Here is a 23,206-nt window from a genome sequence, read left to right as displayed (position 1 = left end):
TCTTGGAAAATTAGTTGAAAATAGCAATTATTAGACTCTCGGCTCTTGGTGATATAGTTCATACAAGCATTGTTGTGCAATTTATCAAAAAGCATTTTAAAGATGCTAAAATTAGCTGGTTTGTAGATGAAAAATTTAGTAGTATTGTTCATCTTTTAGATGGCGTTGATGTTATCACACTTCCTTTAAAGGATAAAAAATTTATTAAAAGTTTTAAAATTCTTAGAGAATTTAGTAATCATTTTGATCTTATTATAGATTTTCAAGGCCTTATAAAATCAGCCCTTGTAGCTAAAGTTTTAGGTAGCAATATAGCTGGATTTGATAAAAATAGCATAAAAGAACCGTTAGCTTCTATATTTTATAAGAGTAAGTTTAAAATTGATTATAATGAGAATATTATAAGGCGAAATTTAGCTCTTGCTAGTGCTGCTTTGGGCTTTAGCTTTAATGATAATGATATCAAGCAAAAATCTGCTTGTTTCATCTCAAATGTAAAGCCTAAACCATCTAAAACTATTTTAATAGCACCATTTGCAAGCGAAATGAGCAAATGCTATGATAAGTTTAATGAAGTTATAAATTTGCTAAAAGATTATGAGATTAATATCATATCAGCAAATGCTAAAGAGTATGAACTTGCTAGTAAAATTGCTTATAATACTCATGCTAAAGTACTTAGTCCTATGAGTTTATCTAAGGTAATAGATTTTATGCAAAGCGTAGGACTTGTAATTGGCAATGATAGCGGTATAACTCATCTAGCTTGGGCTCAAAATAGAGCTAGTATCACTCTTTTTGGAAATCGACCAAGCCATAGAAATAGCTTTATCACGCCTATAAATCATACTATTGATACAGGCAAAAAAATCGATGCAAGAAATATAGATAAGAGCGATTACTGCATAAATGAGATATCACCAATTAATATAGCAAATTTAGCAAAAAATATTTTAAATTCTGAGCTTTTAAATGGTTGATTTTTTATATTTATGGCTATATTATATGCTTAGATTTATCGCAATCTACACTCCAAAAGCTATTCAAAATATATTTTTTGATCTACTTGCAAAATGCTTTTATAAATTTGATAAAAAACATACAAATATAATGCGAACCAATCTAAAAATGTGTAAATTTGAGAATATAGAAGAGATTATTTTACAAACTTATCGCAATTTTGCCCACTTTGGCGTGGAGTTTTTACGCAATCAAAATAACACAAAAGAGCAAATTTTATCTAAAGTTGAATTTAAAAATGCTCAAATTTTAGATAAATTCAAAGATCGTCCAATTATCATCACCACTGCACATTATGGCAATTGGGAGCTTTTTAGCCTTGCGATGGCAGCTAAATTTGGCCCTGTAAGCATTGTAGGCAGAAACCTTGATAGTCCTGTGATGGATAGAATTTTAAGCAAAAATAGAAGTAGATTTAATATAGAAGTAATTCCTAAAAGTGGTGGTGCAAGAGCGATTATGAAAGCATTGCAAAATAGAAGGCTTCTTGGTATTTTAGTTGATCAAAATGTAGATATTAGAGATGGAGTAGAGTGTGAGTTTTTTTCTAATCGTATTTCGCACACGCATGCTGCTAGTATCTTTGCTGCTAAGCTTAATGCAATAATAATCCCAGCTTTTATCAAAAGAGTTGGCGATAAAAATGAGATTAGCTTTTATGACCCAATAGATATCAATCAACTAAATGGCGATAAAATCAAACAAGCCACACAAGCCCAAAGTAGCGCTACTCAAGATATGATAAAAAGCAAGCCAGATGAGTACTTTTGGATGCATAAGAAATTTAAACAGTTCTACCCAGAGATTTACAAATGAAAATTTTAATTATTAAATTTAGATTTATAGGCGATGTGCTTTTAACTACGCCATTAGTTGCTAATCTTAAAACCCATTATCCTAATGCTTCTATACACTTTGCTTTAAATCAAGGAACTCAAGCAGTAATACAAAATAATCCACAAATTGATAAAATCCATATCTATGATAGAGGCACTATTAAAAAATCTAATATATTTAAGCGAATTTGGCTTGAGTTAAAATACGCCTTAGAGTTAAGAAAAGAGAAATTTGATATAGTAATAAATACTGAAACTAGCGATCGTGGGATATTCTTAGCTAAATTTAGCGGAGCTAAAACCATAGTATCACGCAAAGGAACAAACCAAATTCTAAACAAACTCATAACTCACGAATCCAAATCAAACGGCCATATCGTAATGCAAAATTTATCTGCCATTAATGCTTTGGGTAAAGATATTATTACTACTAAAGTAAATTTATATTTTAATAATTATGATTTAAATTTACCAGATTATTTTATCCATATTCATCCTATGGCTAGGTTTGATTATAAGTGTTTAAGCAATGAAGCAGTAGCTAAAATTATTGATTTTTGCGAAATTGAGCTAGATAAAAGAGTTGTGCTAACCTGTGATAAAAATCCAAATGAGATAAGCAAAATGAAAAATATTTTATCGCTTTGTAGCTCAAGCCCAATTGTATTTATGGGAAATTTAAGCTTAGATGAAGTGGCATTTTTAAGCTCTAAATCAAAGCTATATATCGGCACCGATACTGCTATAATGCATATGGCTGCAGCCAATGATGTGCCGTGTATAGCTATTTTTGGGCCTAGTTATACATCTGCTTGGGGTCCATGGGATAATTCAAAATCCAAAAGCCTCTATCAAAGCAAAGGCGGGATTCAAAAAATGGGTATTCACACTGTAATTCAAAATAATTTAAAGTGCGTCCCATGCGGTCTAGAAGGGTGCAATAATTCTGGCGTGAGTGAATGCTTAAATAGTTTAGATATTAACTGGATAAAAAATGAAATAAAAAACCATTTTATTACACAAAGTCAACAAAATTTAAATAAATAAACCAATTTATAAGCCTAGCTATGTTAAAATCAAAAAATGAAAAATATATCAATCTTAGAAATAAGCTTTTCTAGCAAAAATCAGAGGTTTATCGAGCGCTTAAAAGCTGCTTTAAATTCGCTCAAATATACTACTATATCTAAAAATTATAGTGGCATTAAAGATAAAACTAGCCTACTGAGGCCGCTTAAAATCAATAATATAGCCAAAAAGCAAAAGGGCAATGAGTTTTATATCTGTTTAGATAGATTTGATAGTGCTGATATATATTTAGCCAATGATGGTGTACAAAAAATTTATAAAAAGCTTTATAAATTTTGGTTTTTAAGCTTTTCAAATTTTATCGCTGGTCAAATTGAGAAAAAATGTGTCCAAAACGCTACTAAAATTATAGCAAATTCAAATCTAACTCGCTTTGGATTAGAGACTGTTTATAATCTAGACCCAAATAAATTAGTTACTATTTATCCAGGAATCACACCTCCAATTCAAATCCAAAAAGGCAGAGCCAAGATGCGTTTATGTAATGAGCTTGGGCTTAATATGGAATTGCCAATTATACTATTTGTATCAGATAATTTTAGGATTGATGGAGCTAGGGAATTTATTGAGCTTTTAAGTCGTTTGGAGACCAAGGTAAATGCGCTTATTATCGGTAGCGATAAAGCTGTTTTAAAATATAGAAAAATTGCCCAAAATCTTGGTGTTACAGTTATTTTCCGTCCATCTCAAACTATAATGAATCACTACTATGAAGCAGCTGATATATTCGTTTTGCCATCGCATTATAACTCATTTAGCAATCAACTCTTAGAAGCACTTAGCTATGGTTGTGCGTGTTTTACTACTGAACAAAATGGAGCTAGTGAGATTTTAGGTAGTGAGTTTATTATGAAGGATGCTAGTGATCAAAGTATAGATGAATATATAAATCTTTTGCTAACAGATCATGATCTACTTTTAGAGATTTCAGGGCAAAATAGCGAATTAGCACGTGAATTTAGCGTTGAAAAGAATCTAAATGAAATTTTAAAGGTTATTGGTGAGAGTATTCATTGAGTTGCCAACATGGCTTGGCGATGGGGTAATGAGTAGTGCTGCTATTGCAAATATTAGGGCAAATTTTAAAGATGCAAAGCTAACATTTTTTGGCTCTGCGGCTAGTACAGCTCTATTTGCTAATCTTGGCGATATTATAATAGATGAGTCCAAAAAATCCAAATTTCGCCTAGCATATCTATATAAATTAGCCAAATCCCAGCCTAAATTTGATGCATTTATCAGCTTTAGAAGTCATCTAGCTTCAAAGGCTTTGGCATTTTTTATTCACGCTCCAAAAAGTGGAGTATATAGGCCAATTAATAAAAGTGACCATTTAGTAGTTGATTATCTAAATTTTAGTTCAAAAGCCCTTAATATTGGTATTTTAACTAATGAAATGGAGCTAAGCTTTACTCCACAAATTTATACTAGGCCGACTCTAGGACTAAATCCAGGCGCAACATATGGAAGTGCTAAAAGATGGTATCCTAGCTATTTTGCTCAGGTTGCTATGGAGTTAGCAGATAAATTTGATATTTTGATTTTTGGTGGAAATGGCGAGATAGAGATTTGCGATGAGATTAGCCATATTTTGACTAAAAGCGGTATATCACATATAAATCTTTGTGGTAAAACTAGTATAAAAGAGTTAGCTAGTTATATTGCTGGACTTGGGCTTTTTATTACTAATGATAGCGGACCAATGCATATCGCAGCTGCTTTTAAGGTGCCAACAGTTGCACTATTTGGCCCAACTAACTTTACTAGAACTAGCCCATATAATAACCCAAAAGCAAGACTAGCACATCTAAATTTGCCATGTATGCCATGTATGAAAAGAGTCTGTCCGCTAGGCTCTCATGAGTGTATGAAAGAGCTAAAGCCAGCCCTTGCATTAGAGCTAGCTAGACAAATTATATAATTTAAACTCAAAACGCTCTATCTACTGCAGCGCAAATAGTGTGAATTATTAAGATATGCATCTCTTGAATTCTAGCTGTATCATTAGAAGGCACAATTACATTTATATCGCATAACTCATTCATTGCTCCACCATCTCTGCCACTTAATCCTATGGTTTTAATGCCCTTTTGTTTTGCAATCTCAAATGCCTTTAATACATTTTTGCTATTACCACTTGTACTTATACCTATTAGCAAATCTCCGCTATTTCCTACGCCACTAAGCTGTCTTGCAAAAACTTCATCATATCCATAGTCATTACCAATTGCAGTAAGCGCTGAAGTATCAGTAGTTAATGCAATTGCTGGAAGAGAGATTCTCTCGCTCTTATATCTACCAGTTAGTTCTGCTGCAAAGTGTTGTGCATCAGCTGCGCTTCCTCCATTACCACAAATTAAAATTTTATTTGAGTTTTTTAGCGTTGCTACTACTGTATTTGCTACACTCATCACCGCTTCATCTATGGACAAAACTCTATTTGCCACCTCTAAATGTGCTTTTAATTCATCTGTAAATATACTCATTTTAGCCTCTTATTTTTTGATTTTTTCTATTATTTTTGTGGTGCTTTTGCCCTCAATAAACTCTATTAACTCAACTCTTTTAGCAAATTCACTACCTACTATCTCTTTGTCTTTATAGTCTGCACCTTTTACTAATATATCAGGTTTAATTGCTTTGATTAACTCATGTGGAGTTAGCTCATCAAATATCACGACAAAATCGACAAACTCCATCGCACACAACATCGCAGCCCTATCATATTGCACATTTACTGGCCTATCTTTGCCTTTTAACTCTCTTACTGAATTATCTGAATTTAATCCTACTACTAATATATCGCCAAGCATTTTAGCCTTTTGTAAGTAGCTGATATGACCAATATGCATAATATCAAAGCAACCATTGGTAAATACTAAAGTTTTACCACTTCTATCAACCTTTAAAAGCTCATCAAGTTTGACAATTTTACGCTCAAAACCAATTTTTTTACTCTTTAGATTCTCTATTTCGCCCCAGCTTGCATCTGCACTTCCTACCTTACCTACAACTACTGCTGCGGCCAAATTTGCATTATCTATCGCCTCTTCTATGCTCATCTTGCTAGCTAAGCAATAACCCAAAGTAGCTAGTACGCTATCACCAGCACCGGTTACATCAAAAACCTCTTTAGCAAGAGCTGGAAATTTCTTAACCTCATCGCTTAAAAGCCCAATCCCATCTTCGCTAAGAGTGATTAAAGAGTACTCTAATTCATAGTTTAATTTCATACTTTTTAAAGCCAATTCCAAGTTTTCATCGCTATCTATAGAAAATCCTAACGCCTCGCTTGCTTCTTTTTTATTTGGGGTTAAAAGTGTCGCACCTTTATATTTACTATAATCCTTACCCTTTGGATCTACTAATACCATCTTATGATTATTTTTAGCAATTGATATTATCTGCTTGGTTAAGTAATTACTCAATACACCCTTACCATAATCACTTAGCAAAACAATATCATAACTAGCTAAAATATCTGCAAATTTATTGACAATCTCATCAGCACAATTTATATCACTTATACTCTCAGTATCTAGCCTAATTACTTGCTGATGTGATACCATTATACGACTTTTTTGGCTAGATTTTCTTCCACTTTGAGATAGAACTAACTCAGCCTTAGCTCCACGAGCATCTAAAAGCTCTAAAATTTCTTTACCTAAATCATCATCGCCAACTACACTTACTACGCCTACTTCTGCACCAAGAGCGATCAAATTTGATACTACATTACCACAGCCGCCAAGCCTTTTAGTTTCATTTTTGATATTTACTACTTGCACTGGAGCCTCTGGACTAATGCGATCACAACTACCCCAGATATAGTGATCAATCATTAAATCCCCAACTACTAAAACCTTAGCCATTATTTAAACTCACTATTATAAATTCTTTTTATTGCTGGTAGATAGTCTTTTATAGCATCTTCTAAGCTCCACCTAGGCTCATATTTTAATCCAGTTCTTGTAGGCTCAATATCAGCTTGTGTAAAGAATTGATACTGTGATGCAAATGGATTAGCAATATACTCATTACCTAAATTTACGCCAATCTCACGCTGTAAAATATCAGCAATATCTTGAAAACTTCTAGCATTGCCAGTGCCAACATTATAGACTCCACTATCTCCATTTATAGCTAGTTCATTGGCTAAGATTATATCTTGTATATATATAAAATCTCTTTTTATCTTATCGCTACCTTCAAAAAGCCTTGGTGCTTTTCCACTTAAAATTTGAAGCCCAAACTGCAATACCATAGATGCGGTTTTGTTTTTATAAAATTCCCCATCACCATATACATTAAAATATCTAAGCCCTACAATATGAAGTCCAGTTTTAGCATTAAATTCACGCCCCATTTCATCCATCATAAGCTTTGAAAATCCATATACATTACCAGGATTTTCGCCTTTGCCTACACTTTGTGGGCTTGGTGCATCTCCATATGTAGCACCGCTACTAGCATATATTAGCTTTGAGCCATTTTCATAAGCAATATCAATAATATCTTTAAATGAATTTAAATTCACCCTCATTATCTCATCTTGTTCAGCCACCGTAGTATCAGAGATAGCAGCCTCATGATATATCACATCGGGCTTAAACTCTCTCATCTTTTTAATAGTATCTCTATCGCATATATCTCCGCAATGAATTTGGCCTTTAAAGCCGATCAAATTTTTATAATGACCAAAGCTTTTTAAATTTCCATTGCTAAAAGTCTCATTAGAGCGAAATTTATCCACTACTAAAACCTCATGTTTATCCATAAAATATTTAGCCAAATTTGATCCTATAAATCCAGCTCCACCAGTTATTAATATCTTCATTTTTGTCCTTTTATATGCTCTAAAACTTCTAATACGCTTTTAAATTCATCGCCGATTAAATAGCCTTTTTCTACTCCAGCTCTTCGTGCTGATTCTAAATCGCTTGGCTTATCTCCTATCATTAATGAATCTTTTAAACTAATATTAAATTCATCTAAAGCCTGCAATATCATTCCAGGTTTAGGCTTTCTGCAATTACAATCATCGCTTGGAGTGTGAGGGCAATGGTATATTTTTTTAATCTCAATACCATAAGATTTAAACTCATCAATCATATACTTGCTAAGCTTTGCAAAATCATCTTCACTATAATATCCCCTACCAATTCCAGATTGATTTGTAACTACAAAAATCTCATATCCAAGCATCATAAATCCAGCCAAAGCCTCAAAAATTCCAGGCATAAACTCAAAATCTTCTATACGATAAACATAACCAGGATCTTTATTTATCACCCCGTCACGATCTAAAAATAGTGCTTTAATCTTTTCCATAGGTTGATTTTATCTATTTTTAGTTTAAATTCACTTAATATAGATGAATTTATCCAATAATCGCTAACTAAAAATTAAAAATTTAATTCTAGTATTTAATCTAAAATTCAGAATATTGCCACTATAATACTCTTTTAAAATCTCTCAAAAAAGGATATAAAATGAAAAAAATAGTTCTATTAGTTGCATTAACCTGTGTTGGCGCATTCGCTGCTGATGGTGCTGACATTTACAAAAAATGTGCAGTTTGCCATGGTGCTAAAGCTGAAAAAAAATATCTAAATAAAGTTCCAGCTCTAGTTGATACAGATCCAGCTCAAAGATTAGCTGATATGAAAGCTTATAAAGCTGGTGCCCTAAATGATGGTAAAGGCAAAATCGGCATGGGCGCTATCATGAAAGGCCAAATGGCTACTTTAAGCGATGCTGATATGGAAGCTGTAAGCAACTATATTTCAACTCTTAAATAACTCTATCTAGCTAGCATTTGCTAGCTAGGCTTTTAATTTATTTTTATATATTCATTTAAATCAATCACAATAGATATTTTTACTCTCTAGCTCTTTAGATCAAGCCATATCTAATGGTAATGATGTAAGCTGAAATGATGAATGGTGTAAACGATAAAACTGGTGTAAGAGTTGAAGTTAATAATACTCAAATTTTTGGCGTGGTTGCTACTGGTACAATTAAAGATTTTATGATTAATGGCGTAAAAATCGGTAATATTACCGTAAAAGCTAATGATTCTGACAATGCTTTAACTGCAGCAATTAACGCTAAAAAAGATGAAACCGGAGTAGAAGCAAGTCTAGATAACGGTAGATTAGTTTTAGCTGCTAAAGATGGTAGAGCTATAAGAATTGGTACTTTTTCAAACAGCTATACAGCTTTAGGCGGTAGATTGTCAGGTGCTTCTGCAGGTGGTGGTAGTGCAAATGCTTCTCTTGGCACTGTGTTAATGGGTCAAATCACATTTGTTCGCCAAGATGCTAGAGATATTAAAGTGGGTTTAAATGGTATGTCAGCTATTAGTGGTATGACGGCTGCAGCTATTACCGAAGCTTCAATCGCATCGGCTACTTATAATCAAGCTTCAGTGAATTTAAAATATATGAACTCTGGTACAATTAGTGCTACAATTGCTAAAGCAATGGGATTTTTTAATGGCGGAGCCTCTAATGCAGGTCAAATGACAGACCAAGCCGGTGGCGTAAATACTTATGGTGGCGCTCAAGCTATGGTTGATGTAGCTGAAGCAGCTAGAAAAACTCTAGACAAGCTAAGAGCTGACCTAGGTTCAGTACAAAATCAATTAGTAGCTACTATAAATAATATTACAGTTACTCAAGTAAATGTAAAATCAGCCAAATCTCAAATAAGAGATGTAGACTTTGCTAGCGAGAGTGCAAACTTCTCTAAATTTAACATACTAGCCCAAAGTGGAAGCTACGCTATGAGTCAGGCAAATGCTGTCCAACAAAATATATTAAGACTACTACAGTAGCTTAAATTTAAATCTTTAATAGCTTAAATTTACTCGCAATGCTTAGCCATTGCGAGGGTTTATATACAATATATCAAGTTTTTTATATTATCAATTAAAATGGATTTATAAATTAGGGTAGTTGATAAAAATTACTAAAAATACAAAAATAATACTCTAAATACTACTAAAATATCTAAAAACCATTAATCCTATAAGATCACAACCTCGCAACGCAACTCTATACCAAAAAGCTCAGCTACACGGTTTTTGGCTAAATTTATCAACTCTATTGCATCATTAAAGCTTCCATTGCCATAATTGATTAAAAAATTTGCATGAATTTCGCTAAAGCCGCATCCGCCGCTCCTATAGCCTTTCATTCCAGCAGCCTCTAAAAGTCGCCCAGCATGATCGCCAGCAGGATTGGCAAAGCATGAGCCAAAGCTCGCGCCTTTTGGCTGATTGGAGCGCTTTTGATTGAGTTTATTGCTTAGAACTTCATCAAATTCACGTATAATTTTAAAACTAGCCTCAAATATCACTCCATCAATATTTGAGTGGCGGTAGCTAAATTCACACTCATTAGCTAGTGTTACTCCTTTAGATGTTGTGATATTTAAGAGCAAATTTGAAATCTCATACTCTTTTACTCCAGCATTCATCTTTATCATTCCACCAATGGTTCCAGGAATTTTTTTAGCAAATTCAAAGCCGCCAATATTGTTATCTTTAGTAAATTTATATATTTTTGAGCTTGGAGTTTTAGCGCCAATTTTTAGTACGCCATTTTCTAGTTTGATATAGTCAAATTCGCTTCCTAAAATCCCCATTTTAGGTGGATTTGGTGAGATTAGCAAATTATTTGCTCCGCCAATTATCACTCCATCAAATTCACGCATTTTATCTAGCACTTCTACATCAAAAATCCCACCAATGCGCACTGAGCTGTACTTACTAAAATCAATTTTCATTGGATAAATGTTGGTATCATATTTAATATTCGTTCAGTAAAATCAATCATTTGCCCCATCATCCACGGCATTAAAAAGATTATTACCACCACAACCAAAATTATCTTTGGTACAAAGCTTAGCGTCATCTCGTTAATCTGTGTAGTAGCTTGAAAAATGCTAATTAGCAAACCAGCTACCAATCCAGCCATAAGCATAGGCAGACTAATCATTAGTGCTAGTTTAAAGGTCTCAACGCCTAGACCGATTAGATCGCCTTGCATTAGCTATTCCTACTATTTAGATACTCAGTTGGTATGAGATTTGGCTGAGATTTGATTAAATTTGAATAAACCCCATTCTCATATCCGATTTCAAAAAGCCTATCTACTGCACGCAGCTGAAGATCGCTCATACTGATAGATTCAGCATTTGCATAAAGCCCTAGATACTTTTGCAAACTTGTATCATCTACACGCACTAGCTTACGCTCTAGTAACATAGAGCTTAATATTTTTTTATTATCGTGTGCGATTTGTACGGCCTTTGTCAGTACCGATTCGCACTCTATAGCATCACTTAGCGGCAGACTGCGTCTAAGGGCCATACCACCAAGTGGTAATGGCAGACTATCATCGCCTCTAAGTTCACACCAAATATCCCAAATTTCACGCTCTACGCATAGTTCATCACTAAAGCTAAGAATACTCTCATGAATTAGCACGCCAGCATCAACTTCACCGCTTAGTACAGCATTTTCGATATCTAAGAAATTCTTATAAACTATCCTAGCCTTTGGATAGGCGATTTTAAAAAGTAGAGCATTTGTGGTGTATTGTCCGCTTAGTGCGACTTTGAAATTTGGCTTTAGAGTTGTATGTTTTTTCTTAATTAGCTTTGGGCCGTATCCATTGCCAAAGCTTACTGCTGTTCGTAGTAAAGCATAATCTTTAACTATAAATGGATAAAGAGCAAAACTAATGGCCGTAGCATCAAATTCGCCACGCAAAGCTGCTTGATTAAGCGTCTCTATATCATCAGCTTTAGAGCTAAACTGCAAAATATCACTACCAACCCAGCCTAAATTTATAGCGCTATACATAAAGATATCATCAGCATCTGGTGAGTGAGCTACTCTTATATTTTTCAATTTCATCCTTTGCATTTTGGCTAATTTTACTTAAATTTATCTAAATTTCTAATATATTGCCGTATCAAAAATATGGCTTACTTTTCCACCAAAATGGATAGTCTCTCCATCAAATCTAAGATTTAAAATCTCACCGCTTCTTGGCATAACTTCTATTTTATCATTTAGTCCAAATCGCTCAAATCCAGTAAAAAACGAAGCTGCCATTCCAGTGCCACAGGCATTTGTCTCATTTTCAACACCACGCTCAAAGGTACGCACTAATAGTCTTTGGCCATCAAATTTGGCATAATTTACATTTGCGTTATATTGTTGGCGCATAGTTTTGCAAATTTCTAGATCAAATTTATCCAAATCATCCACAAAGCTTACTAAATGCGGCACTCCAGTATTATAAAAGTTCCATTCTAATCCCATTTGAGTAAATGGTTCGCTTAACTTTTTTGGCTCGCTTAGAGCGACTTCGACATGGTCTTTTGCAATGGTAGCGCCAATAATTCCAGCACCAGTTTCAAAGGTACAAACAGCATCACAAATTTGGTTTTTATATGCATAAAGTGCAGCAGCCCTACTACCGTTGCCACACATTGCTGCTATGCTTCCATCGCTATTGTAAAACTCCCACGCAAAATCACACTGATTATTTGATTGTTTGATAATAATCATTCCATCTGCGCCAACTCCGCTAAATCTATCGCAAAGACGCACAGCTAGTTCCGAGCGGTTACTTGCAGCAAATTTAGCATTATCAATGGCTTGGAAAATAACAAAATCATTACCGCTTGCGTTATATTTTGAAACTTGCATAAATATCCTTAAAATGGTTAAATTTTCAAATTTTAGCATAAATTCAATTCAAAGTTTCTTTTTTAATATATTTTTACTCCATCCCCTCAAATAAATTACACCCCCATAATATTTAATATTTCATCCAATCCAATCTAAATTCCACTCTAAAAATTATAAAATCACTTAGCCTAAATCTACAATATCTAATCTAAATTTTATAAATTTCTCAAATTTATTAAAAAATTTGCAATATTTTCTTCAAATTTATCAAAATCCCCCCCCCATATATAAACTTTTTAATATTTGGTTCGATATAATAAAAACACACCCTAAATGGATTTAAGTTTTATAGGGAAATATTAACACAAAGGAAAAGTTATGAGCTTTAGAATAAATACTAACATCGCAGCGATGAATGCTCACGCAAACTCACAAATCACAGATAGAGAGCTTACTAGCTCACTTGGTCGCCTAAGCTCAGGTCTTAGAATTCAAACAGCAGCTGATGATGCATCAGGTCTTGTTATTGCTGATTCACTAAAAAGCCAAGCTAGCTCTTTAGGTCAAGCTATATCTAATGGTAATGATGCAATTGGTATTGTTCAAACTGCAGATAAAGCTATGGATGAACAGATTAAAATACTTGATACTATTAAAACTAAAGCTATCCAAGCAGCACAAGATGGTCAAAATGCTGATTCTAGAAGAGCTCTTCAAAATGATATTAGCAGACTTCTTGAAGAACTAGATATGATAGCTACTACTACAAGCTTTAATGGCCAACAACTACTAAATGGAAATTTTTCAAACAAAAACTTCCAAATAGGTGCTTATAGTAATGAAACAGCTAAAGTAAGCATAGGTGCTACAAACTCAAATACTATAGGACATACTAGGTTTGAGACGCTAAAAAATGTGGTAGCTTCTAATATTTCTCAAATGGAAGATGCAGTTGTAAAACTTAGTGGAATCGATGGATATCCGGGTGGTTATGTATTTCAAACTATTAGCGCAAAAACATTACAAACAGATGGTTTAAAAGCTGTAGCTGAGATGATGAATGGTGTATCAGATAAAACTGGTATAAGAGCTGAAGTTAATAATACTCAAATTTTTGGCGTAGTTGCTGCTGGTACAATTAAAGATTTTATGATTAATGGCGTAAAAATCGGTAATATTACCGTAAAAGCTAATGATTCTGACAATGCTTTAACTGCAGCAATTAACGCTAAAAAAGATGAAACCGGAGTAGAAGCAAGCCTAGAAAATGGTCATCTAGTTTTAGCTGCTAAAGATGGTAGAGCTATTAGACTTGGTTCAACATCTACTGGTGCTAATACTGTATTTAGCGCTAAAACGGGTGCTTCATTAGCTGGAGATGCGCATTCGGCTGGTACGGTTTATTTAGGTCAAATCACATTTATTCGCCAAGATGCTAGAGATATTAAAGTTGGTTTAGGTGGTATATCCTTAGTATCTGGTTTTACTGCTGGTGACGCTATGATAACCGCTGCTAATGCATCAACTGGTTATGCTCAAGCTTCTGTAAATTTAAAATATATGAATAGTGGAACAATTAGTTTTGAAACAGCTAAAGCAATGGGATTTTTCAATGGCGGATTCTCGGCAGTGTATGGTACAGCTGCTCAAGCCGGTGGTGTAAATACATATGGTGGCGCTCAAGCTATGGTTGATGTAGCTGAAGCAGCTAGAAAAACTCTAGACAAGCTAAGAGCTGACCTAGGTTCAGTACAAAACCAATTAGTAGCTACTATAAATAATATTACAGTTACTCAAGTAAATGTAAAATCAGCTGAATCTCAAATAAGAGATGTAGACTTTGCTAGTGAGAGTGCAAACTTCTCTAAATTTAACATACTAGCCCAAAGCGGAAGCTACGCTATGAGCCAGGCAAATGCTGTACAACAAAATATATTAAGACTACTACAGTAGCTTAAATTTAAATCTTTAATAGCTTAAATTTACTCGCAATGCTTAGCCATTGCGAGGGTTTATATACAATATATCAAGTTTTTTATATTATTAATTTCAAATATTATTTTAGGATTTTATCTAGATTAAATAGTATAGTAATCAATCTAATTACTAGAAGTTATTTTGGATTTTAATTTATCAGTTTGGTAGGTGGACATCTGTGAAATTCACCTACCTAATTAATATGATTGTAGCGTTATTTTTTAGGCGTTACAAGCATATTTACATAACGACCCTCAAGAACTGGAGCTTTATCCCTATCTGCATATTCTTGAACCATCTCCCAAATCTTTTCAAGCATATTTACGCCAAGTTCTGGGGTAGACATCTCACGCCCCTTTAAAAATACTCTAAATTTAACATATTTGCCCTCAGATAAAAACTCTTGAGCGTGTTTTATCTTGTAATTTATATCATTTTGTGCAATTTTGGCGGAAAGCTTAATCTCTTTTATCTCTATTACTTTTTGCTTTTTCTTAGCCTCTTTTTGCTTTTTCTCTTGTTGATAACGGAATTTGCCATAATCCATTATCTTACATACTGGTGGTTTAGCATCAGCTGCTATCAAAACTAGATCTAATCCCATTTTATTAGCGATATCTAACGCTTCATCTCTACTGATAACACCATACGCAGTGCCATCATCTCCTACACATCTAACCTCGCTTGCACGAATTTCATCGTTTAGATAAACCTCTTTATCTTTGCTCAAATATTCACCTCGTTTAATTTGGTTTGGACTAAGCTATAAAAATCATCTAGACTTATATCCTTTTGTTCTCTAGCTCTACGATCACGCAGTGCTACACCTCTATTTGCCACTTCATTATCGCCAAGTACTATTATTATAGGTACTCTTTGTTTTTCTGCATTTCTAATCTTTTTATTTAGTGTCTCATTTTTGCTAAAGATTTCACTATCTATATTCATATCAAGTAATTTTGCATAGATTTCTTTAGCATACTCTTGATGAGATTCACCAATTGGTATGATCACAACTTGAGTTGGCGCAATCCAAAATGGCAATTCACCAGCAGTATGTTCAAGTAAAATCCCAATAAATCTCTCAAAGCTTCCTAGAATTGCACGATGAAGCATAACTGGCTGTTTGCGTTCATTGTTTTCATCAATATATTCTAGATTAAATCTTGCTGGAAGGTTAAAATCTACTTGAATAGTGCCACACTGCCATTTTCTTTTAAGGGCATCTGTAATTTTAATATCTATTTTTGGCCCATAAAACGCACCGCCACCTTCATCAATGCCATATTTTAATCCCTTTTCATCTAAAGCATCTTTTAAGGCTTTTGTAGCGATCTCCCATACCTCATCATCGCCAACAGCCTTAGCTGGCTTGGTAGAAATCTCCATCTCATAGCTAAATCCAAACGCATTCATAAGAGTATCAACAAAACTTAAAATCTCATAAACATTTTCTTTAATCTGGCTTGGCATACAAAATAGATGTGCATCATCTTGAGTAAATTCACGAACTCTAAATAACCCATGTAGTACTCCGCTCTTTTCGTGTCTATGCACTACGCCATACTCAAAAAATTTAAGCGGAAGATCTCTATAGCTTCTAATCTCGCTTTGATAAACTTTAATATGGCCTACGCAATTCATTGGTTTAATGCCATACTCTTGATCATCAATTACTGTAAAGTACATATTTTCTTTATAATTAGCATAGTGGCCACTTGTCTTCCAAGCATCACTTTTTAAAATCTCTGGTCCACGCACTGGCTCATATCCACGAAGTCTATGAGTGCGATATAGTTTATGCTCTAAGCGGCTTCTAAGCCTTGATCCATTTGGTAGCCAAATAGGGAGTCCAACACCAACGCTCTCATCAAAGGTAAAGAATTTCATCTCTGTGCCAAGTTTACGATGGTCACGTTTTTTAGCCTCTTCGATAATTCTAATATGCTCATTTAGACTTTCTTTATCAGCGTAAGCTGTACCATAAATTCTAGTTAGCATCTCACGATTTTCATCACCGCCAAGATATGCCCCAGCTATTCTAGTAAGTTTAAAAAATCTAGCAAAAATGGTATTTGGAATATGTGGCCCACGACAAATATCTTCAAAACCACCCTGAGAATACAGGCTTACAGCACCATCTGGAATTCTTTTTAATACCTCTTGTTTTAGGTCATCATCGGCGTATTTTGCAGCTACTTCTGATTTAGTTGAGTTTATTTTTACAATTGGAGTTTTAGCTAAGGCTAACTCTTTCATTTTTTTCTCAATTATAGCTAAATCATCTTCGCCTAGTTTGCTACCATCGCTTTTGCTTACACGCATATCGTAGTAAAATCCATCCTCAATAGCAGGTCCAACGAAAAATTTAACATCAGGATAAAGCTCCTTAATCGCTGCAGCCATTAAGTGCGCACATGAGTGGCGTATAATCTCTAGCGCCTCTTTAGAGTTGTCAAATTTAATCTCACTACCGCCTCCGGTGTAGCTTTGAGTATCTACTATCTCTCCATCTACATTATATCCAATAATCTCGCTCATCGACTCTCTTTTTTCAAAAATAACAAAATGTTAGATTTTATCTAATTGTATTTTAACTTAAACTGAATTTTAATAAAATTTAAGCTAATACCGCTTAGCAATTTAAGCCAAAAATATATATAATTCCAAATTTAATCATAATAAAAGGTAGACAATGCTTCTTTTAAATCCTGCAGTTATTGGCGTGATTGTAATGTGTACGCTGTGTCTTTTAAGATTTAATATCTTATTAGCTATTCTTATCTCTGCATTGATAGCTGGAGTAAGCGCAAATATTGATATTATTACTACAATTAACATTTTAATCAAAGGCATGCAAGGAAATCTAGAAACTGCGCTTACTTATATTTTGCTTGGTGCATTAGCAGCAGCTATTGCGATGAGTAATCTAACTGCAATTTTAATTCACTATGTAAGCCAATTAATTAGCAAAAAAACATTTTGGTTTGTGCTTACAATTGCATTTGTAGCATGTTTTTCGCAAAATTTAATTCCGGTGAACATTGCATTTATTCCTATTCTTATTCCGCCACTTTTGGCGCTTATGAATAAAATGCAAATTGATAGGCGAGCCGTAGCGTGTGCTTTGACTTTTGGGCTGAAGGCTCCATATGTAAGTGCTTCGGTTGGATTTGGGCTAATTTTTCATAATATCTTAGCCAAGGAGATAAGCCAAAATGGACTAGAGACCAATCTATCTGATATTAGCTCTGTTATGTGGCTTGGTGGAGTAGCGATGCTTATTGGGCTATTTTTGGCGATTATCTACTATCGCACGCCACGCAGTTATAAGCAAAGCTCTATGGAAGCTAAAGAGCTTTACGATAGTAATCTTGATATTAAAATGAGCAAGAAAGAGTGGGTTTTACTTATTGGTGTTGCGATTGCCTTTGGTGTTCAATTATGGAGCGATTCTTTGCCGCTTGGTGGATTGATGGGGCTTATTTTTATGGTAGCTTTTGGTGGGATCGAATATAAAAAGATTGACAAAGTAATGGAAAATGGCCTAAATATGATGGCATTTATTGCGTTTATTATGCTTGTTGCAGCTGGGTTTGCTTCGGTGATTAGAGAGACTGGTGGGATTGGTGAGCTGGTTGAATTTGCTACTGCAATTAGTGGCGGTAAGCTTGGCGGAACGATTATTATGCTAGCTATTGGGTTGCTTGTTACTATGGGAATTGGAACGAGCTTTGGGACGATTCCTATTATTGCGGCGTTTTATGTTCCACTTTGTATCTCGCTAGAATTTAGTCATGCTGCTACTATATTGCTTATAGGTATTGCTGCAGCACTAGGAGATGCTGGGAGTCCTGCTAGTGATAGTACTCTTGGACCAACATCTGGACTAAATGCCGATGGTCAGCATAATCATATATATGATACTTGTGTGCCGACATTTGTATTTTTTAACATTCCGCTATTAATTTGCGGAGTAGTATTTGCGATGTTTTTGTAAGTTATTTAAGATAAAGTAAGTAGTATGCAACGCAACTATGCTAAGCAGAAAATAAAAGTATAGATATTTAACAGTAGCAAAATAATCTCTTGTATTAAGTGTTAGCTGTAAGAGATTATTGGCAACTGATAAATGTATAAAAATATGGTTAAAACTTAAGCAATAATAAAATGCTGATAAAATTTAATTTATAAAGATATAGCATAAGGTAATAAATAATTTAACTATGCTATCTTATGAAAGCTTGATTTTAATAACTACCTTGCAAGTCATACAAGAGAATTTCTTGCCCTCGACAATTTTCTCATGAATATAAGGTGGAACAAGATGGATTTTATTAGGACAACCGCAGGTATATTTATATTGTTTTGGTTGTTCTTCGATTAGCTCATTTTCTGCGTGTTCTAGGTTTGCTTGACGCCATTTTTCTATTTTGGCATCCTCTTTTAAAATATGCTCTACTAGCCACTTTTCAGCAATTAATAAAAGATTTTCTTTTAAATCATTTACATTTTTAGCAGTTTTGATTAGACCCGCCATACTAGCGATTATGTCTTTATGAATCATAGTGTGTTCGTGCAAGTACGGATATCCAATTAGCTCCATATATTCCTGTTCGTCTTTGAAGTGTTCTTTCATATATTCAAAAAATTCAGCCACGATACCGCGAATCTCTTCACGAGATACATTTTTATTAGCGTAAATAAAGGATTTTTTGGCTAGATCAAATAGCTTTTGATGTTGTAAGTCTATATCTGAATTGCCAATGCTATATTTATCGTCCCAGCTAGGTACCATTTCAAAACTCTCTATGAAAAAATATAAATTTCTCTATTATATTAAATTTTATAATAATTTTAGCTGAAAATTGATTTTAAAAAAGCAAAACTTACCAATAAATTTTTATAAATTTAGTATAATATTACCAAATTTTATCTCATTATCACAAATGCTAACTTTAAATTCATCTTTAAAGTCGACAATCCTAGCAAGTGGGTGGCTGCTAAATTTATTAGCTATAAATCCATGTCTTAGAGTTAAAATCCTACTACTTAGCAACTCATCGTCAATTATTTTAGCGTCGATTATACCAAAATTTGCACTATCGACGCTATATATAAATCCATCACTATCAGCTATCTCATCACACTCTAACTCAAAATTTACATAAGTAAACTCATCTAAAAACCCAAAGCCATACTTAAGGTTCGTCAAATTTGCATAATCTAAAATTTTAGCTAAATCACCAATATAGTATTTGCCAGCTTTAAATTTAGCATTTATCATACAGGGATTACTCTAATATTTGGACTTAGACTCTCTTGCAAGATATTTTCAATCGCATACAGTGTTCCAGTAGCACCACTAGCACACCCACTACACGCACCTAGATATCTAATATATATATCGATTCTGCTTTCTTCAGATTTGATATCTAATATTTCCATATTTCCACCATCCATCTCTAGCATTGGTCTTACATGCTCATCTATAATAGCCTCTACTGCTTTTAGTTGTTTTACTACTGTTAGCTCCTCAAAGCTTAGATCGCTATCTACGCCACTTCCGCTTATTTTAGCATCAGCTATAGCTTTCATTCTTTCAGCTTCCATTTCAGATCTTACTTCGGCTAAAATATCTACTAGGTAGTACTCTCTTTTTTCATGTCCGCCAGGCTTAATGCAAGATTTACAAAATGCTCCAGCTTTTGTGTATTGAGTAATTTCTTCTACTGTTGTAAGATCATTTAATCTTATCACCTCTTTTACTGTACCAAGGCTAACTCTAGCACACTCACATACTATAATCTCATCTTCAAAGTGATCTGGATCAACGCCTTTATAGCTAGCAGCCGCAGCTTTGATAACATCATATGCCATTACTGAGCAGTGCATCTTTTGTGGTGGAACTGCTGGAATATCTGGATCATCACGCATAGCTTTTTCTACATCTATATTTGTGATTTTAACTGCTTGATCTACGGTTTTGCCTTTGCATAGTTCTGCCATATAATCGCTACTTGCAATTGCTGTACCACAACCAAAGCTTTTAAATTTAGCATCTTTAATAATATCAGTAGCTTCATCAACAGCCCAATATAGTCTAACTGCATCACCACAGCTCTCAGCACCATGATCTGCAATTATTAGCTTACAGCCTAGAGCTTTAGCATCTTCTTCTGTAATTTCACCCATATTTTTTGGTGCGTTCATTGCATTTTGAACTTTTTGAGAGTACTCTTCCCATATATTTCCGCTTATTAAATTACCTTTTGCCATATTATTATTTCCTTTATAGTCCTGATTTATGCCATTTTGGGGCGTATGCGTAGCTACTTGATATGCTTCTTAGTCTATGTACGGCATGTTTAATTTTTTCTATTGTATAATCTATCTCTTCTTCAGTATTAAAGCGAGAGAGCGATAGTCTAAGTGCTGTATGTGCTAGTTCGCTATCAGCACCGATGGCTTCCATTATAGGATTACTTTCTAAATCCTCACTTGCACAGGCTGAGCCAGTACTTGCTGCTATACCAGCTTGGTTTAGATCCCATAGCATTGCTTCACCCTCTACGCCTTTAATACTTGCTAGGATTGTATTTGGCACACGATTGGCTCTATCACCTACTACTGTAATATCTGGTAGTGATAATAGTGCATCTTCTAGCTTATTTCTTAATCTTCCTACATGGCTTTGTTCAAAGGCTAGGAATTTATTTGCATTTTCTAATGCTTGACCCATTGCTACTATACCAGCAACATTTAATGTGCCACTTCTGCGTCCGCCCATATGTTCGCCACCATGAAGAAGGCTAGTAAGAGGCATTGAGTTTTTGATATATAGAGCGCCTACTCCTTTTGGTGCATGGAATTTATGTCCTGAAAAGCTTAAAAAATCAACATTTGCATCTTGTACATCTACGGGAATTTTGCCTATTGCTTGAACTGCATCGGTGTGAAAAAGTGCGCCAAATTCATGTGCTACGCTAGATAGTTCTTTAATCGGAAAGATCATACCAGTTTCGTTGTTTGCCCACATTACACTTACAAGTGCAACATCATCACTCATCACATTGCGTAGATCGTCTGCAGTGATAACCCCTTGATTATTTACATCTACTTTAGTAATCTCTACACCAAGAGATTCTAAAAATGCACAGGTAGCACCTATAGCTGGATGTTCTACTGTAGTTGTAACTATACGCTTTTTATCGCCTTTTAATATTTTATCAAAATATATACCTTTTAATACCCAGTTATTGCTCTCAGTGGCACATCCAGTTATTACTATATCATCATTATCAGCTGCATTTATACCAGTATAGAGCTGATCTAGTGCTTTGCGAAGTGCTGGATGTGTTTGGCTTCCGTAGCTGTGAAGTGAATTTGGATTGCCAAATTTCTCACCAAGGAATGGAAGCATCAACTCTAAAGCCTCAGGGTCAATCATTGTTGTTGCGTTGTTGTCTAAATAAACTTTCAAAACTATCCTTCCTCTTCCTAAAATAATTAGGATAAACTTTATCTTTTTACTGTAAAATAATATACTATTTTACATAAATTTTGCATAAAAATTAAGTAAATATTCTATAAATTTGAATTTAGATATAAATTTTTTAAGTATTTTAGTATATCTTTGAAGTTTTTAAATTGGATTTTTAATTTAAATTCGGAGATTTTCGTCATTACAAATGCAATGACGAAATAGTATTTTAAAGTAAGTATATTAGTTAAACTGAAATGATAAATTTGGCCTACTTTGCATCCCAGGCTAAGACTGTATTACCAAAAGCATCGGTTGCTACATCACCCATACCCATGATATTATACCCAGCATCTACATAATGGACTTCGCCAGTTACACCACTTGCAAGGTCGCTTAGTAGGTACATACCGCTTTTACCTACATCTTCTATGCTGACATTTCTTTTTAGTGGAGCGTTACACTCATTCCAGTGTAAAATCATCTTAAAATCGCCAATTCCACTTGCTGCTAAGGTTTTAATCGGCCCTGCTGAGATAGCATTTACTCTAATATTTTTAGCTCCAAGGTCATGGGCAAGATATCTTACGCTACTTTCAAGAGCTGCTTTAGCTACGCCCATTACATTATAATGTGGGACAAATTTAGCCCCGCCAAGGTAGCTAAGAGTCAAGATAGAACCACCACTTTTTAGCACCGGAAGCACTGCACGAGTAAGAGAGATAAGAGAGTAGACGCTAGTACCCATAGCAATATCAAATGCCTCTTTTGTAGTGTTGATAAACTCACCTTCAAGAGCTTCTTTAGGAGCAAAAGCTACAGCATGAACTACAAAGTCAATCTCGCCAAAATCTTTAGCAATTTTATCTGCTAGAGTATCAAGATGTTCTTGATTATTTACATCTAGTTCATAAATTAGTGAACTATCAAGTTCAGCTGCGATTGGTTCTACTCTTTTTTTAATTGCATCATTTAAAAATGTAAAAGCAAGCTGGGCGCCTTGAGCTTTACAAGCTTGAGCAATTCCATAGGCTATGCTCATTTTATTTGCTACACCGACTATTAAACCTTTTTTACCTTCTAGTATCATTA

General features: G+C 34.4%; 23 protein-coding genes and 1 pseudogene. 9 read left to right on the top strand and 15 right to left on the bottom strand.

All coding sequences use genetic code 11. From position 1 onward, the window contains the following. Positions 1–14 precede the first annotated feature (14 nt). Genes waaC through CIGN_RS07530 form a run of 5 tightly spaced genes read left to right on the top strand, consistent with a single transcriptional unit; the run spans position 15 to position 4,866 of the window. The gene (waaC, locus tag CIGN_RS07550) at positions 15–980 is read left to right on the top strand and encodes a lipopolysaccharide heptosyltransferase I (protein WP_086303091.1); all 966 of its coding nucleotides are present in this window, start codon (positions 15–17) and stop codon (positions 978–980) included. Next, positions 973–1,836 (top strand): lipid A biosynthesis lauroyl acyltransferase, encoded by an 864-nt coding sequence (locus CIGN_RS07545; protein ID WP_086303089.1) that lies wholly within the window; start codon positions 973–975, stop codon positions 1,834–1,836. The genes waaC and CIGN_RS07545 overlap by 8 nt, the downstream gene beginning before the upstream one ends. Next, positions 1,833–2,903, top strand: coding sequence for a glycosyltransferase family 9 protein (locus CIGN_RS07540; protein WP_086303087.1), 1,071 nt, complete (start codon positions 1,833–1,835; stop codon positions 2,901–2,903). The genes CIGN_RS07545 and CIGN_RS07540 overlap by 4 nt, the downstream gene beginning before the upstream one ends. A gap of 36 nt (positions 2,904–2,939) precedes the next feature. Then, positions 2,940–3,962 carry a glycosyltransferase family 4 protein gene (locus tag CIGN_RS07535; protein ID WP_086303085.1) on the top strand — a complete coding sequence of 341 codons (1,023 nt, stop codon included), beginning with the start codon at positions 2,940–2,942 and terminating at the stop codon, positions 3,960–3,962. Further along, positions 3,946–4,866: a glycosyltransferase family 9 protein gene (locus CIGN_RS07530; protein ID WP_086289454.1), complete on the top strand. Its 921-nt coding sequence runs from the start codon at positions 3,946–3,948 to the stop codon at positions 4,864–4,866. The genes CIGN_RS07535 and CIGN_RS07530 overlap by 17 nt, the downstream gene beginning before the upstream one ends. Before the next feature lie 7 nt (positions 4,867–4,873). On the opposite strand, the gene gmhA is transcribed toward CIGN_RS07530, so the two are convergent. Genes gmhA through gmhB form a run of 4 tightly spaced genes read right to left on the bottom strand, consistent with a single transcriptional unit; the run spans position 4,874 to position 8,276 of the window. Then, entirely contained in the window at positions 4,874–5,431 is a 558-nt protein-coding gene (gene gmhA / locus CIGN_RS07525) for a D-sedoheptulose 7-phosphate isomerase (RefSeq protein WP_086303083.1), read from the bottom strand. Positions 5,432–5,440: 9 nt separating this feature from the next. Beyond that, positions 5,441–6,817 carry a D-glycero-beta-D-manno-heptose-7-phosphate kinase gene (rfaE1, locus tag CIGN_RS07520; protein WP_086303081.1) on the bottom strand — a complete coding sequence of 459 codons (1,377 nt, stop codon included), beginning with the start codon at positions 6,815–6,817 and terminating at the stop codon, positions 5,441–5,443. Continuing rightward, positions 6,817–7,782 carry an ADP-glyceromanno-heptose 6-epimerase gene (gene rfaD, locus CIGN_RS07515; protein WP_086233548.1) on the bottom strand — a complete coding sequence of 322 codons (966 nt, stop codon included), beginning with the start codon at positions 7,780–7,782 and terminating at the stop codon, positions 6,817–6,819. The genes rfaE1 and rfaD overlap by 1 nt, the downstream gene beginning before the upstream one ends. Continuing rightward, positions 7,779–8,276: a D-glycero-beta-D-manno-heptose 1,7-bisphosphate 7-phosphatase gene (gene gmhB, locus CIGN_RS07510; RefSeq protein WP_086226590.1), complete on the bottom strand. Its 498-nt coding sequence runs from the start codon at positions 8,274–8,276 to the stop codon at positions 7,779–7,781. Before gmhB ends, rfaD begins: the two co-directional genes overlap by 4 nt. Positions 8,277–8,437: 161 nt before the next feature. On the opposite strand from gmhB, the gene CIGN_RS07505 reads away from it, so the two are divergent. Next, positions 8,438–8,746 (top strand): c-type cytochrome, encoded by a 309-nt coding sequence (locus CIGN_RS07505; RefSeq protein WP_086303079.1) that lies wholly within the window; start codon positions 8,438–8,440, stop codon positions 8,744–8,746. Between the two features lie 128 nt (positions 8,747–8,874). After that, positions 8,875–9,783, top strand: a pseudogene (locus tag CIGN_RS07500) (flagellin); the annotation flags it as partial. Between the two features lie 191 nt (positions 9,784–9,974). Here CIGN_RS07500 and CIGN_RS07495 read toward each other — a convergent pair. The 4 genes from CIGN_RS07495 to dapF are packed head-to-tail and all read right to left on the bottom strand — an operon-like array spanning position 9,975 to position 12,672. Next, positions 9,975–10,736 carry a UDP-N-acetylmuramate dehydrogenase gene (locus tag CIGN_RS07495; protein ID WP_086303075.1) on the bottom strand — a complete coding sequence of 254 codons (762 nt, stop codon included), beginning with the start codon at positions 10,734–10,736 and terminating at the stop codon, positions 9,975–9,977. After that, positions 10,733–10,999, bottom strand: a complete 267-nt coding sequence (fliQ, locus tag CIGN_RS07490) for a flagellar biosynthesis protein FliQ (RefSeq protein WP_086227385.1) — start codon at positions 10,997–10,999, stop codon at positions 10,733–10,735. Before fliQ ends, CIGN_RS07495 begins: the two co-directional genes overlap by 4 nt. Continuing rightward, on the bottom strand, positions 10,999–11,871 hold the full coding sequence (locus CIGN_RS07485) for a menaquinone biosynthesis family protein (protein ID WP_086303072.1): 873 nt from the start codon (positions 11,869–11,871) through the stop codon (positions 10,999–11,001). Before CIGN_RS07485 ends, fliQ begins: the two co-directional genes overlap by 1 nt. A gap of 42 nt (positions 11,872–11,913) precedes the next feature. After that, complete coding sequence (dapF, locus tag CIGN_RS07480; RefSeq protein ID WP_086225702.1) at positions 11,914–12,672, bottom strand: diaminopimelate epimerase; 759 nt, start codon at positions 12,670–12,672, stop codon at positions 11,914–11,916. Positions 12,673–13,032: 360 nt separating this feature from the next. Between dapF and CIGN_RS07475 the strand changes: the two genes are divergently transcribed. Next, positions 13,033–14,607 carry a flagellin B gene (locus CIGN_RS07475; RefSeq protein WP_086303070.1) on the top strand — a complete coding sequence of 525 codons (1,575 nt, stop codon included), beginning with the start codon at positions 13,033–13,035 and terminating at the stop codon, positions 14,605–14,607. Positions 14,608–14,845: 238 nt separating this feature from the next. On the opposite strand, the gene infC is transcribed toward CIGN_RS07475, so the two are convergent. Beyond that, positions 14,846–15,361, bottom strand: coding sequence for a translation initiation factor IF-3 (gene infC / locus CIGN_RS07470; protein WP_086225692.1), 516 nt, complete (start codon positions 15,359–15,361; stop codon positions 14,846–14,848). Then, complete coding sequence (thrS, locus tag CIGN_RS07465) at positions 15,358–17,172, bottom strand: threonine--tRNA ligase (RefSeq protein WP_086303068.1); 1,815 nt, start codon at positions 17,170–17,172, stop codon at positions 15,358–15,360. Before thrS ends, infC begins: the two co-directional genes overlap by 4 nt. Positions 17,173–17,326: 154 nt before the next feature. On the opposite strand from thrS, the gene CIGN_RS07460 reads away from it, so the two are divergent. Then, positions 17,327–18,631: a Na+/H+ antiporter family protein gene (locus tag CIGN_RS07460; protein ID WP_086303065.1), complete on the top strand. Its 1,305-nt coding sequence runs from the start codon at positions 17,327–17,329 to the stop codon at positions 18,629–18,631. Positions 18,632–18,865: 234 nt separating this feature from the next. On the opposite strand, the gene CIGN_RS07455 is transcribed toward CIGN_RS07460, so the two are convergent. The 5 genes from CIGN_RS07455 to fabI all read right to left on the bottom strand — a co-directional run bounded on the left by CIGN_RS07455 (position 18,866) and on the right by fabI (position 23,204). Further along, positions 18,866–19,429: a bacteriohemerythrin gene (locus CIGN_RS07455; protein WP_086227192.1), complete on the bottom strand. Its 564-nt coding sequence runs from the start codon at positions 19,427–19,429 to the stop codon at positions 18,866–18,868. Between the two features lie 105 nt (positions 19,430–19,534). Then, positions 19,535–19,918 (bottom strand): hypothetical protein, encoded by a 384-nt coding sequence (locus CIGN_RS07450; protein ID WP_086303063.1) that lies wholly within the window; start codon positions 19,916–19,918, stop codon positions 19,535–19,537. Then, positions 19,915–20,910 carry an iron-sulfur cluster assembly scaffold protein gene (locus CIGN_RS07445; protein ID WP_086225686.1) on the bottom strand — a complete coding sequence of 332 codons (996 nt, stop codon included), beginning with the start codon at positions 20,908–20,910 and terminating at the stop codon, positions 19,915–19,917. The genes CIGN_RS07450 and CIGN_RS07445 overlap by 4 nt, the downstream gene beginning before the upstream one ends. Before the next feature lie 13 nt (positions 20,911–20,923). After that, on the bottom strand, positions 20,924–22,114 hold the full coding sequence (locus tag CIGN_RS07440; protein WP_086303061.1) for a NifS family cysteine desulfurase: 1,191 nt from the start codon (positions 22,112–22,114) through the stop codon (positions 20,924–20,926). A 271-nt stretch (positions 22,115–22,385) separates the two neighbouring features. Next, positions 22,386–23,204: an enoyl-ACP reductase FabI gene (gene fabI, locus CIGN_RS07435; protein ID WP_086238900.1), complete on the bottom strand. Its 819-nt coding sequence runs from the start codon at positions 23,202–23,204 to the stop codon at positions 22,386–22,388. Positions 23,205–23,206 lie beyond the last annotated feature (2 nt).

The sequence above is a fragment of the Campylobacter devanensis genome, from assembly GCF_002139915.1.
Lineage (GTDB): Bacteria > Campylobacterota > Campylobacteria > Campylobacterales > Campylobacteraceae > Campylobacter > Campylobacter devanensis.
This window is presented reverse-complemented; position numbering and strand designations above follow the sequence as displayed.